The 13,975-nt window shown below is 32.3% G+C and carries 14 protein-coding genes; 2 read left to right on the top strand and 12 right to left on the bottom strand.

The window, feature by feature from the left end; all coding sequences use genetic code 11:
- The first annotated feature begins 175 nt into the window (after positions 1-175).
- Both IR213_RS11520 and IR213_RS11515 read left to right on the top strand, forming a co-directional pair.
- Positions 176-1,528: a threonine/serine exporter family protein gene (locus tag IR213_RS11520; RefSeq protein ID WP_194312458.1), complete on the top strand. Its 1,353-nt coding sequence runs from the start codon at positions 176-178 to the stop codon at positions 1,526-1,528.
- Positions 1,529-1,576: 48 nt separating this feature from the next.
- Positions 1,577-3,277 carry a putative transporter gene (locus tag IR213_RS11515; RefSeq protein WP_194312457.1) on the top strand — a complete coding sequence of 567 codons (1,701 nt, stop codon included), beginning with the start codon at positions 1,577-1,579 and terminating at the stop codon, positions 3,275-3,277.
- An 80-nt stretch (positions 3,278-3,357) separates the two neighbouring features.
- On the opposite strand, the gene IR213_RS11510 is transcribed toward IR213_RS11515, so the two are convergent.
- The 12 genes from IR213_RS11510 to fabG form a co-directional block, all read right to left on the bottom strand.
- The gene (locus IR213_RS11510) at positions 3,358-3,849 is read right to left on the bottom strand and encodes a hypothetical protein (RefSeq protein WP_194312456.1); all 492 of its coding nucleotides are present in this window, start codon (positions 3,847-3,849) and stop codon (positions 3,358-3,360) included.
- Positions 3,850-3,901: 52 nt separating this feature from the next.
- Positions 3,902-5,020, bottom strand: coding sequence for a VIT1/CCC1 transporter family protein (locus IR213_RS11505; protein ID WP_194312455.1), 1,119 nt, complete (start codon positions 5,018-5,020; stop codon positions 3,902-3,904).
- A gap of 93 nt (positions 5,021-5,113) precedes the next feature.
- Positions 5,114-5,254 (bottom strand): response regulator, encoded by a 141-nt coding sequence (locus IR213_RS11500; RefSeq protein ID WP_228479175.1) that lies wholly within the window; start codon positions 5,252-5,254, stop codon positions 5,114-5,116.
- On the bottom strand, positions 5,255-6,628 hold the full coding sequence (locus IR213_RS11495) for a DUF3570 domain-containing protein (RefSeq protein ID WP_194312454.1): 1,374 nt from the start codon (positions 6,626-6,628) through the stop codon (positions 5,255-5,257).
- Between the two features lie 80 nt (positions 6,629-6,708).
- Complete coding sequence (locus tag IR213_RS11490; RefSeq protein ID WP_194312453.1) at positions 6,709-7,035, bottom strand: hypothetical protein; 327 nt, start codon at positions 7,033-7,035, stop codon at positions 6,709-6,711.
- A gap of 9 nt (positions 7,036-7,044) precedes the next feature.
- On the bottom strand, positions 7,045-7,254 hold the full coding sequence (locus IR213_RS11485; protein WP_194312452.1) for a DUF4266 domain-containing protein: 210 nt from the start codon (positions 7,252-7,254) through the stop codon (positions 7,045-7,047).
- Between the two features lie 40 nt (positions 7,255-7,294).
- Positions 7,295-8,290 (bottom strand): FAD:protein FMN transferase, encoded by a 996-nt coding sequence (locus tag IR213_RS11480; protein WP_194312451.1) that lies wholly within the window; start codon positions 8,288-8,290, stop codon positions 7,295-7,297.
- Positions 8,290-8,682, bottom strand: a complete 393-nt coding sequence (locus IR213_RS11475; RefSeq protein ID WP_228479174.1) for a thioredoxin family protein — start codon at positions 8,680-8,682, stop codon at positions 8,290-8,292. The genes IR213_RS11480 and IR213_RS11475 overlap by 1 nt, the downstream gene beginning before the upstream one ends.
- A 337-nt stretch (positions 8,683-9,019) precedes the next feature.
- A complete protein-coding gene (locus IR213_RS11470; protein ID WP_194312497.1) occupies positions 9,020-9,895 on the bottom strand; it encodes a YeiH family protein in 876 nt (291 codons plus the stop codon).
- Positions 9,896-10,072: 177 nt separating this feature from the next.
- Positions 10,073-10,969 carry a LysR family transcriptional regulator gene (locus IR213_RS11465; protein ID WP_194312450.1) on the bottom strand — a complete coding sequence of 299 codons (897 nt, stop codon included), beginning with the start codon at positions 10,967-10,969 and terminating at the stop codon, positions 10,073-10,075.
- 32 nt (positions 10,970-11,001) lie between these two features.
- Positions 11,002-13,029, bottom strand: coding sequence for a hypothetical protein (locus tag IR213_RS11460; RefSeq protein WP_194312449.1), 2,028 nt, complete (start codon positions 13,027-13,029; stop codon positions 11,002-11,004).
- Between the two features lie 10 nt (positions 13,030-13,039).
- On the bottom strand, positions 13,040-13,786 hold the full coding sequence (gene fabG / locus IR213_RS11455) for a 3-oxoacyl-[acyl-carrier-protein] reductase (protein WP_194312448.1): 747 nt from the start codon (positions 13,784-13,786) through the stop codon (positions 13,040-13,042).
- Positions 13,787-13,975: the final 189 nt, after the last annotated feature.

The raw sequence follows: 13,975 nt of genomic DNA, 5'->3' as shown, positions 1-13,975 counted from the left end.
TCACGAAAACGTTTTCTTTGTTTTCAAGGGTTCACGGGGTATTTATGATAATTATCATATTAAACGAATATTAAATCACTAATTTTGACATAGAAAAATATATCTACATTTAGAAATTTATTTAAATAGTCGAAGATATTATTTTGCTATTGTAATGCTAGATAAACCCTACAAGATGATTGAAGAAAGAAGAGCTCAAACAGTGCTGAATTTACTTACTGAAATTGGTGAAATGATGATTACTAGTGGTTCACATACTGCACGAATTATTCGTAATTTAGAAAGAATTGCTAAAGGTTTGGGATATCATTGCGAATTGGTTTTGACATATACAGGAATTGTAATATCAGTTTATAAAGAAAATAAATTTAAAGCACATACACTAGCCAGAACTGTAAAGTCAAAAGGATTGAACTTTGAAACTATTTCAGAAATTAGTATTTTGTCTTGGGATGTTTTAGAAAATAAAATCCCAATTTCAGAAATAAAATCAACCCTGAAACAAATAAAGGAAAAAAAAGTGTATTCTAACTTAGAATTATACGCTTTTGCACCTTTTGCCAGCGTAGCTCTTTGTATGTTGTTTGATGGCGATTGGCTGCAATCCTTAATTGTTTACTTTTCAACTTTATTTGGTTACTATGCCAGAAGAACCTTGATGCTTAAACATCACAACCACATATTTGCTTTTTTTATTGGAGCTACCATTTCTACTTTATTCATCCATTTAACAGGCGTGGTTTTTAATATTCAGATAAAGGAGGCTTTGGTTGTATCCGTATTATATCTTATTCCCGGAGCTGTAATGATTAATGCTTTTATAGATTATTTAGAAGGTTATTTTGAATCTGGTACTGCTCGTTTTATTTATAGTTTCATGCTTGTATTGATGATTGCTTTTGGTTTCTTTTCCTCGACAATGATATTTGATATGCAAGCTATAAAAGAGTTTAATTTATTTGATTTATCGTATTTTCAAACACAGGTAAAAGTTGCATTCGAACCCAAAGGTTTGGGAATTGAAACTGCAAAACTAATTTTTGGAGGGATAACTTCTTTAGGATTTGCACTTATGTTCAACACTCCAAAAAGAGCTTTATGGACTGTTTTTATATTAGGGGCTGTTGGATATTTAATAAAATTTATCTTATTTAAGGAATTAGATATGAATCTTATATTGTCTATTTTTATTGCTTCAAGTTTTGTAGGTATTTCAGGAATGTATTTTGCTCACAGAACGCATACTCCGCCTATCATTTTTATGATTCCGGCTGTAATCAATATGATTCCCGGTTTAATTAGTTATGAGTTTATGATGGGAATGATTGATTGGATAAGTGGAAGTAAAGGTCAGAAACCATCTGTTGAAGAAGTAATTCAGACTTTTTCTTATGGGATTACTACTGTTTTCATTCTTTTTGCACTTGCATTTGGGGTTGCATTTCCAATTATTGTATTCAAATCCTACACTGTAAAAGGGAAAGATTTGAATGTATTGATTAAAAAATTATTTAAAAGGAATACCTAAAATGTTGCCATTTTTCTTCCAGTAATCTAATTTTTAAATTTATATATTATGTTTGAATGGTTTAGAATATTGTTTACTCCAACTGATGAACCGGAAATGACACAGTCATTAATTGCATTATTTATGGTGATTAGTGTCGGATTTTTTGTAGGAAAAATCAAAATTGGAAGTGTATCATTAGGGGTATCCGCAGTAATGTTTGTTGGCCTTTTCTTAGGGCATTTAGGTTTTACTATGAATGCTGAATTAATTCAGTTTGTCCGTGAGTTTGGTTTAATTCTATTTGTTTATGGAATTGGTATTCAAGTAGGTCCTACTTTCTTTTCTTCGTTTAAAAAAGAAGGACTGATTTTTAATGCTTTGGGAGTTGGAACAGTATTCCTAGGAGGTATTATCACTTATCTTATTCACTTATTGGCAACTATAAAAATAGAAAATGCCGTTGGATTGATGTCGGGTTCGGTAACCAACACTCCTGGATTAGGAGCTGCAAAATCAACTCTTATTGAAATTCAAAAACAATTGAACCTACCTTCAGATCATTTTGCAGACCCAGCAGTTGCCTATGCTATCACATATCCCATAGGAGTTTTTGGGATTATTATACTCATTATATTATCTAAAAATTTTTTAAAAATTGATTTAGCCAAAGAAGAAGTTTTGCTTCAGGAGAAAAATAAAGATTCCGAAAACAAAATTGTTCGTCAAAAATGCAGAGTTACTAATCCTGATGTCTTTGGAAAAACCATAAAACAAGTATTGAAAGAATTCAATATTAAAGATGTAATTATTTCAAGACAGAAACATAGCGGAACTACTGTAGTTTATTCCCCTTCATTAGACACAATATTAGAAAAAAAAGACGTTTTAATGGTTGTGGCAAAACAAAAAGACATTACTAATTTTATTGATTGTGTTGGTAAAGTTTCGACAGATTTATTTATCGAATCAGAAAATGAACTTACAACTAAAATTATTAGTGTTACTCAAAAAACAGCTACTCACAAAACACTGGCTCAATTGGATTTATATAATCAATATGACGTCAAAGTTACCCGTGTAATTCGTTCCGGATTAGAAATTTTAGCCCAACCTTCTTTAGAGTTATTTTACGGAGATACATTAATGGTTTTTGGTAACAGACAAGCTATATCTGAAGTAGAAAAAATTGTTGGAAATTCTAAAAAAATACTTTTAGAGCCCGATTTTCTTTCTCTTTTTGGTGGATTAATTTTTGGAGTTATTATTGGGTCTATCCCTATTATTATTCCTTCTTTACCAGTTCCGCTAAAATTAGGATTGGCAGCAGGACCACTTATTGCCGCTTTATTTATCAGTAGATATGGAGGAGTTGGAGTAATTCATTCGTATATCAATAATGGTGCGATTCATTTTATGAAAGATTTTGGTATTTGTTTATTCTTTGCTGCTGTAGGGATTAAAGCAGGTCATGGCTTCTATGATAGCTTTATGGCAAATAACGGCTGGATGTGGATTTATTATGCCTGTTATATCACTTTTATACCATTAACGCTATTAGTAATAATTAGCCGATTTGTGTTTAAGCTAAATTTTTATCAAATGGTAGGTATTATGAGTGGTTCCTATACTGATCCTGCTGCCTTATCGTTTAGTACCAAATATTTAGATTCTGACATTCCCAATCAATCGTATGCCACAGTTTATCCTTTGGTAACTATCAGTAGGATTTTGGTAGCGCAATTGCTCATCTTGCTATTTGCTAATTGATAATTTAGTATAATTATATCAAAAAAAATAAGGCTGTTTTTATGACAGCCTTATTTTTTAATAACGATAAAAAAATAAAATTAATCTTTATCTTCGCTTTTCTCTTGTTTTTCTCCTATAGCATGAACAGCGTTAGGTCTAATTTCTGTATGACGAACTTCTCCGCCGGTAGTACCTGTTTGTTGAGCAAAAAATACTGCAACAATTCCAATAATAACTGCTAAATAGGAAACCAAATTGGTTTTTGCATGTTTTTTAAAACTCAAGAACAAACCTGCAAGAGAAATTACTCCTAAAACATACAAAACAATTGCTAATTTTTCGGCCATTTCTTCATGTTCGTGAATAATTTGTTTTCCCACAGAAGGCATGTCCTCAACCATTTCTTCAGCTCCTTCTCCTGTTCCCATACTGAAAGCCGCAAAAATAGCTGCCACAATAAATAAAACATAAGCGGTATTTTTTACCGAATTGTTTTTTAAAATTATTCCAGTAATTAAAATTCCTAATCCAAGAATTGTCCCAATAATTGGGAAATGGTTTACTACCATGTGTAAATGTGCGTCGTTCATATTTTTTGTTTAAAGTTAAAAATGCTTAATTTTATATTTAATTCTTAAATAATTATCCTGCCAAAGAAACACCTATTAATGTTCCAATTCCATAAGTCACCGCTGCTGCTGCTAATCCAAAAGCAACTTGTCTCATTCCTGAGAACATAATGTTTTTTCCTGTCAATAATGTTATGGCAGCTCCAATTCCAAAAAGACCAACTACGCTACTTGCAATACTCAATAAAATAGCATTCTTACCATCTAAAATCATAAATGGATACAATGGAATAATAGCTCCAATTGAAAAAAGTATAAAAGAAGCAATGGCTGCTTCCCAGGCGGAACCTCCCAATTCTTCCTTGTCAATTCCTAATTCTTCGGTGATGATGGCGTCAATTGCAGTTTCAGGGTTTTCAAATGCTTTATCGGCTAATTTTTGAGCTTCTGCGACACTCATTCCTTTGGCTTGATATAGCAACACTAATTCCTTTTTTTCTTCTTCTGGTGAAGCTTCTAATTCTTCTGTTTCTAAATCGATTTGGCGTTGGTTTAATTCTCGGGAACTTTGTACCGAAAGCCATTCGCCTAATGCCATTGAAATTGCACCTGCCATAAGACCGGCAATACCTGTCAATAAAATGTTGTTATTAGAAACCGCCGCTCCGGCAACTCCCATCACTAAGCTCATATTTGAAACTAATCCGTCATTTGAACCCAAAACGGCTGCACGTAACGCATTTCCTCCAACAGATTTGTGACGACTTTCAAATTTCGATAATAACCCTCCTGATACATTCAGAGCAGCATTATTGTTTACCGCTTCAATAATATTGAGATGATTGTGTTCGAAACCGCTTGGCTTCTCCCCTTTTTCGATTTTATTTTTTATGGAATTAACAGCAAATTGCTTTTCAATATTGGACAAACTACTGATTATTGAATTATATCCAAAAAGTTTCCCTAGTTTTAATTGAAATTTAGCTCTTGAAGAAGGCGGCGGTAATTTGTGATTAGGTTCAAATTCCCGGACTTTATCTAACATATGTTTAGCGTGACCTTTTTCGATTTGGGCTAAACTTTGCAAAACACGGCTTAAATTTTCATCAGATTGTATGGCTGCAATACTATCATACAAAAATGCAGTATCTACTTCGGTTTGTAGTTGTCCTTTTAATTTGCTTAAATCCATAAAATTAATTTTTAACAAAGTTAAGATTTAATTTCTTTTTGGGACTTAAAAGTTACTTAAGAGTTACTTATTGAAACATCCAATCCAGAAAAATTAAATCAAAAATTGATTTTGGGCTAATCCTAAACCAATTAAACCATCAGAAGTTGTGGAAATTTCATAGCCATCTTCCTCTAAACCTTGCTGGAGAAATTGAACAATCCCGGTCTCATCTTCTACAATTAATATCCGCATTTATTGAAGAGAAAATTTAAATCCAATAGTAACTATATTAGAATCCAAACCATCGCTTCTTACATAATGGTTGTATCTAAAATCAATGTTTTTTAGTCCAAAATCCCAAATTTTGGCATTTGCAAAAATATCGGTATAATTAACGCCAAATCCATACTGATTAGCATTAAAAGTCGATAAATCATAATCTGAAGTGTAATATTGCTCCGTAGAAAGATGCGTTTCATAAGGCGCAAAATACTTGGATTGCTTTTGTGTATAATAACGATACATTGGAAAAACAGTGAACTTATCGGTTATTTTATAAGGTAATTCTATGCTCGCCGTATGTGCTGTGATTCCCCAATTGTCCCAATAATAGCGATAATAAGTTCTCAAGGCAATCTTTTCGTTGACGTAATAATTCCAACGTAAACCAATTGGCACTCTGAAACGAGAATTTGGTAGTCGTTCAATGTCATCCGCAAGTTGGTAAACCCCTTTGTTTGCGGTAGTCGTATAAACAGGTATATATTGTGAATCACCAACATAGAAATTGGCTTTATCAGCAAAATAAATCCTTTGATAAGGTGTTGAAAGCTTCCCGTCTTGCTGCAACAAATCAAAAAAAACAGAGAATTGTGATTTTTTTGTCAGCACTTGCGAAAAACTAAAAGAGGCCGAATAAGAATTTCTATTGGTTGATATCCAAGGAGTAAATTGATTTGTATAAACTGTTGAATGATTTCCGTTTTGGTCATAAACATAAGGGCTTATGTTATAAAAACTTCTAAATTCTATTGGATAAATAGGTCTCCATTGATCAATATAAGCGTTGGCTTTCAAGGAAACTTCGGAATTTTTATTGTTAAAAAGTTTTGTGATTCCTCCACCAAACCCAACAGAAGTGTAATCATATTCATTCGAAAAAGAGACATCTGTGTTCCAAATAAAATTCCTATTATCGCTACTATGGCTATAATTTGCAACTAATGAAACCAATGCATCTGTCTTTGAAGCTCCAGACGATGCTTGCCAAGGCGTTGGCTTTCCTGATGCAATATTACCAATATTACCATCTTCCCCGTTGTTATAAGGGTTGATATTACTGGATGAAGCTGATGAATAGGCTGAAATTCCAGCATCGATTGTTAAAACATCATCTTCATTTAAAGGAATTGCCACCACAATATTTGATGCTCCATCGCTTAATTTTTCGGAACCAATTCCACCTGAAACTGCAGAATGTGCTCCTTCCTGATGATAATAACTGGCCAAAAAGTCAACTTCGGCACTTTCTAAAACGCGCTTTTTAAATACTCTTGTCGAATCTTTCTCTTGTGAAAAGGAAATAACACTATTAAATAAGACTAAAAGCAATATTAATTTTTTCATTTATTTATTTGTTTAATTACAACTGCAAGAGCTAGCTAATTTTGTGATTATTTGAGTATTTTAATTCGTTTATATATATATTATGCAATAGTTCTAGAATTACTAAATGGGTTTACAATGCTTGAAAATGTTGAAATATAAGCTGAAAGTCCAACTTCAAAAGTTAACACATCATCATCGTTTAATGGAGTTGCCACAACAATATTTGTTGCGAAATCTTTCAACTTTTCAGTTCCTAGACCTCCAGAAACAGCTGCGTGAGTACCATTTTGGTTATAACAACTGGATAAAAAATCTACTTCGGTATTTTCCAGAACACGTTTTTTAAATACTATAGTAGTATCTTTCTCTTGAGCAATAGAAATAAAGCGAGTGAGCAAACAAGATGACAGGATAACTTTTTTCATCCTTATAAATTAATTGCATCCGCAACCACCACCTGATTTTCCCCCATTGGCTCCAGCCGCTGCTTCCCGATATACCTGAAAAGTACTTTCATATTTTTCTGTAGTTCTTGCGGCAAGTTTCATATCCGGATCATTTATTTTTTGCATTTCGTATGGTTTAACCGAATTACACGACTGCAAAACCACAAAAACCACTGCTAACAATACTAATTTTTTCATAATTTATTTAATTGCTATTTATCTGTATTTCAATTGTAAACTAATTATTCCATAAATCCATTTTCTCTAAATGTATCCCTTTCGAAGTATATATTTTACCCTTATCGTCAACTATAATACATTCGATTCCTTTGAGTTGATTTATGAAATTTAGACCGGCGTCAACGCCAAAAAGGAAAACTCCTTTGGCTAAAACATCGGCCATTTCGGTTTGTTTTGCAAAAGTGGTCACACTAACAATTCCTTGTGCCGGATAACCTGTTTTAGGGTTGATGATATGGCTGTATCTGATTCCGTTAAAAACTACATATCTTTCATAAGTCCCCGAGGTTTCTACTGCACTGTCAATAAGCGGAAATGTTGCAAAAATCTTAGTTTTATTCATTGGATTTACAATCCCAACAGTCCAAGGTTTTCCGTCGGGTTGTTTTCCCCAAGCACAAATATCTCCCGAAACGTTTGCAATTCCGGATGTACAACCTTTTGAAACTAATAAAGTTTTAATTTTATCGGCGATAAAACCTTGTGCGATTCCGCCAAGACCTAATTTCATTCCTTTATCTCTCAAAAATACAGTTTTCTCTTTTTCGTCAAGAATAATTTTCTGATAACCTACTTTTTCAACCGATTGTTGGATAGCTTCTGGTGTTGGCATTTCCTTCATTGAACCGTCAAATTTCCATATTTTATCCATTGAAGCATAAGAAATATCGAAAGCGCCGTCAGTAAGTTTAGAAACTTTAATGGCTCTTTGAATCAATTGGAAGATTTCATCATCAACTTTAACGGGCTTAATTCCTGCGTTCTGATTGACATGTGATATTTGGGTTTCCGGTTTCCAATCAGAAACCAGATTTTCTATTCTCGATACTTCAGCAATAGCAGCATCAATATATTCATTGCCCTGAATAGTGTCATTAGCCACCACAGTCATTTCAAATGGACTGGTCATCATATACAATTTCCTCCTATGAACTATTTGTCCAAAGGAGGAAATTGTAAATAATACTATTCCAAAAAACAGGAGTTTTTTCATTAATTATCCATTGAATGGATTGCTTGAATATAATCTTCAGCCGAAATATTGGCATATCCTTTTTCACCTACCACTTTTCCGTTTTTGTCCAGTAAAACAACTAATGGAAAATTACCTTCTTGATTATACTTTTCAGCTAGTTTTTCATTGTTTGCAGTCAATTCTGGAGAAAGCAAATTCGCTTTTTTCTTTGGAAAATCAGCCTTAATCAAAACCCAACTTTTTTGGCTTTCTTTTTTAAAAGCTTCAGATTGCCAAACATTTTTATCTAATTTGATGCAGGGTGCGCACCAATCTGAGCCAGAAAAAACCAAAAGAATTTTTTTATTTTGTTCTTTTGCCTCTTTTTTAGCTTCTTCTAAATTAGATTTCCATTCTTGTGAATAACCCATTGTTACCATAAAAAGTAACAATATTATTAAGCTTTTTTTTATATTCATTGAACTTATAATATATATTGAAATTTTATTAATTCTTTTGTAAAATTATCATTTTTATTAAGATTCACTGCTTACCCTTAAAGATTTAAGTAAACATTAACTTTAAAATCTTGTTTAAAAAAAATTTGAGTTAAATGGCAATTAAATCAAATAACGGATTAAGAAAAAATTACATATAATTACTGTTTATATGTTTCCACTTATCAAAAATACACTCAATTGATATGATACCATTATAATAAATTATTCTACCTGAATGCTAAATTATAACGTTCTAAAATTAATTCTACTAATTGAAATAAATAATAGCTAACAGGGATGCAATCGCTATAAACATCCAAAGCAATACTCCTTGAAATAGAGGTTTTATTCCTACTGATTTTAACAGGTTTCTATTTAATCCTGCTCCAATTAAAAACAAGGTTAATGTTAGTCCAATTTTTGCAATCGAAACTAAATAAGGAGCAACAATTTCAATACTTGAAACATAAGTATTCATTAACATTGCCATAATAAACAATCCGATAAAATAAGGAATTTTAATTTTTCTTGATTCATTTTTGAATACTACCGAAGTGATTAAAGCAATTGGAATAATCCATAATGCTCTCGCTAATTTCACTGTTGTTGCTATTTGCAAAGCTTCGAATCCATATTTATTGGCAGCACCAACAACAGAACTAGTGTCGTGAATAGCAATGGCACACCATAAACCAAATTCTTTTTGTGATAATCCTAACCGATGTCCCACAACCGGAAACAAAAATAAAGCAACCGAATTCAGAATAAATATAACTCCCAAAGCTACCGAAGTTTGTTTCTCATCCGATTTTATTACTGGTGCAATGGCAGCAATGGCACTTCCGCCGCAAATTGCGGTTCCACACGAAATTAAATGAGAAGTTTTCTTGTCAATATTAAACCATTTGCCTAATAAAGTTCCCAATATCAATGTGCAAAAAATAGATGCAACGGTGAAGAAAAAGCCTTCTCTCCCAGCTGAAAAAGCATTATTTACATTCATCCCAAAACCCAAACCTACAACCGAAACCTGCAACAAAATATGAGTAGCTTTGTGATTTAGTGGCAAATAAGGATGTCCCGAAAGATTAGCAATAATTAAACCCAATAATAAAGCAATTGGCGGAGAAACCATAGAAGTCATACAAAATAATAGCAACAAAATAAAAATGATTCGTTGTTGTCTTCTACTTACTTTGAAGAATAATGGTGCTTGTTTCTGAATTGTATTTTGAGAGGTTTCCAATGTGAAATAATTGAATTATTATTTTACAAAGATGAGTCGATTAATCTAATATAACTAATCGTATAATATAATCCGCTATAACTTTAAATTATAGTAATTTGCCATATTTTTTATAAATAATTCAGAAAGAGCATCTGTTTTTCCTTGCAAAGTGATAATATAAAAAAACCTTTCTATGACCAAATTATCTAAATCAAGAATGACTAATTCATTATTTTTTAGCTCTTTTTTTATTGCGTGTATCGAAATAAAAGCAACACAATCTGAATTCATCAAATATGATTTTATACTTTCTGTACTTCCTAATTGCATTTCAATCGTTAATTGCGAAAGATTAATTTCAAAAGGCTTCAATGCATATTCAATTACTTCAAGTGTTCCTGAACCTTGTTCCCGCATCACAAATCGCATCGATTTTAAATCCTCTTGGCTAAGTATATTTTTGTTGATTAAAGGATTTTTATTATTGCAAACAAGAACCAATTCATCTTTTAAAAATTCGGTGTATTTAATCGATTGATTTTTCGATTGACCTTCTACAATTCCTATTTCGATTTCTTTATTCAACAACGCCTTTTCTATTTGTTCGGTATTTCCGTTAAGCAAATTGACCTTTATTTCCTGTAATTTTTGATGAAAACGAGCTAAAAGTGGCGGAATTATATATTGCGATATGGTCGTACTCGCTCCCAAACGAAGTAATCCTCGTTGCTGATTGATTAAAGCACTCATATCAAAATCTATTTCCCTATAAACTTCAAATATGTTTTTGGTGTGATTTAGCAATAATTCGCCAGCATTGGTAAGCGAAATTTTAGAACCGTTTCTTTCAAAAAATTTAATTTTATATTGCTCTTCCAGTTCCTGAATGTGCTTAGAAATAGCCGGTTGCGTAATGAATAATTCCTTTGCCGCTTTTGTAAAACTCAATCTATTGGCAACCGTGATGAATACTTTTAGTCTAAAATCCATAATTTGTATTTTGTATTTAGCAGAATTTAAATCTACAACATTCCATTATATTTCCTGACAAACCATTCTGCAGAAAGTGAAATTGTGATTAAAACCAGTAGCCAAATCCAATCTATCAAAGGTGTTTTTGTTACCACTGTTTTTTGAACGGCTTTATAATTTTCGTTTTCCAAAAGAGTTTTGATTAAAGCGTCAACTTGATTGGGATAATAAACTTTAGCTTGTGTTTTCTGAGCTAATTGGTTCAATTTCTCCACATCTGGATTTACAAATTGTTTTTCGATATCAAAATCTAAAATTTCAAAATGACTTGAATAGGTAGTTTTTGAATTTAATTCCTCTACAGCAAAATTATATTTTCCTGCTAATAATCCGTCAAGATTCACTTTAAAAGAATTATTTCCTTTTAATAAGTCATAGTTTTTGGTTTGCTTTGTTTTTGTGTTTGTTACTGAAATTGTCAAACGTGCTTTCTCATCAAATTCGTAATTTTTATTGAAATACTGTGCAGAAATATCTATTGATTCACCGGAATTATAGAAATTTTCATGATTGACAACCAATGATTTTTTTGAATTATTGGAAGACAAAAACTGAATAATTTTGTCCACAAAAACATCAAATTTATCGAATGATTGATTGTCAACGTGACTTTGCAAACGCCATTTCCAGATATTTTCTCCCAACAAAAAAGCCGAACGTTTTCCTTGATTTTCGGCAAAAGCCAATAAAGGGGAATTCGTTGCAATATTTCTGATTTTGGACGAAAGCAATGTAGAAACATTTCCGTTTGTGGTTACAGTTCCAAAAGCATTTTGCAAAGGGGGAAAATTTTCGAAACCTAAATTATCAATTGCAAAAAGATTAAACTGCGAATTAAATTCAGCCAAATAATCTTCTTTTTGGCCGCTCATTTTAAAAGCCAAATTACTTTGTTGTTGGTTCAAAAAATTGAAATCGGTGTTGTTTCCAGTAATGATAAAAGTGTTAATTCCAGCTAATTTATTATTCTCAAAAACCGACTTAAATTCAGCAGTTGGTTGGTATAAAATTAAAATATTAAAATCCTGTAATGATTTAATATCTTTAGGTTTAACTAAAGTTACTTTTCGTTGTGCATTAGATTCAATTGCCCGTTTCAAAGCACCCAAATCTGGATGGTCTATCACCGATACAATCGCCACATTTGTCTTTTGGTCGATTACTTCTACTGCAAAATTCTTGGTATTATTATAGGTGTTTTTCTCTTTTTCCTTGGATGAAATTGTAGCTTTAAATACTTGTAATCCTACTTTATCAGCAGGAAGTAAAACATTTATTATTACCGATTTTTTCGACGGAGAAAGAGAAACATTTTGTCTGCTCAAAACCGAATTTCCTTGCGAAATGCTAAAATCAGCATTCACACTTTTGTTTCCTGAATACTGCAAAAATACTTCTACAGGAAATTTATTCTTTTGAAAAGCATATTTATTGACATTCAATTGAGTCACTTTCAAATCCAAGAATTTTGTTGTATCTCCAACAATCAAAGGATAAACTTTATTGTTTGCGTCAAAAGAATACACGTAATCATTACCCGAAGTTTGGTTTCCGTCAGTAATCAAAACTGTTGGAAAAGTAGCATTTTTATAGATGCTTTTCAGGTTTTTAGCAACTTCATCTATATTCGTTTGATTTCCTTTAAAATCAAAGTCTTCCGATTGTTGAAAATTGCTGTCAAATCGATAGAATTGAACATCAAATTTATCTTGTAAATCCTTATTACCAGACAGTTTTTTGTATAAATGCAATGCTACTTCTTTGGCTTTCAAATCAAGAATAGAACTTGAATTGTCAACAACAATCGGCAAAGGAATTTTTATTATTTCGAAAGTATTTCTGGAAATTATTGGATTAATCAACAACAGCAATATTCCAAAAATCGATATAAAACGCAAAAAAGCCAAAACCAAGTTTACTTTCGACTTCGTTTTGGCTTTATAATAATATTGAAAAAAAGACAAACCACTAGCTATCACTAATGAAAACAGTATCAATAGAATAGTGTTTGTCGTCATTTATTTTTTACTAGGTAAGCATTCCACCGCAAACATTCAAAACTTGTCCCGTAACATAAGCACTCATATCTGAAGCTAAGAAAAGACAAGCATTAGCAACATCTTCAGTAGTTCCGCCACGTTTCAACGGAATTCCATCTCTCCATCCTTGAACCACTTCATCGCTCAATTTTGCTGTCATTTCAGTTTCAATAAATCCCGGAGCAATCACATTACAACGAATATTACGAGAACCTAATTCTAATGCCACCGATTTTGTAAACCCAATAACACCCGCTTTCGAAGCCGCATAATTAGTTTGCCCAGCATTTCCCTTCACTCCTACCACAGAACTCATATTGATGATTGAACCAGCGCGTTGTTTCAAGAAAGTTCTTTGAATCGCTTTGGTCATATTGAAAACTGATTTTAAATTTACGTCAATTACTCGGTCAAAATCAGCTTCGGACATACGCATTAGCAAATTGTCTTTTGTAATTCCGGCATTGTTTATTAAAATATCGACGGTTCCAAATTCGGCTAAAACAGCGTCAACAAAGACTTGTGCTTCGTTAAAATCGGCAGCATTCGATTGATATCCTTTGGCTTTTATGCCCATTTCGTTCAATTCATTTTCTAATGCTAAAGCAGATTCTACAGACGAGCTATATGTAAAAGCCACGTTTGCTCCATTTTTTGCGAAGATTTCTGCAATTCCTTTTCCTATTCCGCGACTTGCGCCAGTAATTATGGCCACTTTCCCCTCGAGTAATTTCATAAATTATGATTAATTTGATTTTTATTTGGAGCTATTTCCTGCTATCACCTTTATCTTTGTTCATTCTTCACAAAGGATATCGGCTCTATCAGGGCTAATTAACACTCGCCAAATATAACAATAATTGTTTGTTTGAAAAAAGATTCTACTTCCAATTAAACCTTTTAAAAAATAATTAGTCATAAATTA

The organism is Flavobacterium soyangense (genome assembly GCF_015277675.1).
Classification (GTDB): domain Bacteria; phylum Bacteroidota; class Bacteroidia; order Flavobacteriales; family Flavobacteriaceae; genus Flavobacterium; species Flavobacterium soyangense.
Note: the sequence above shows the minus strand (reverse complement) of the source record. Positions and strands in the feature narration are given on the sequence as shown.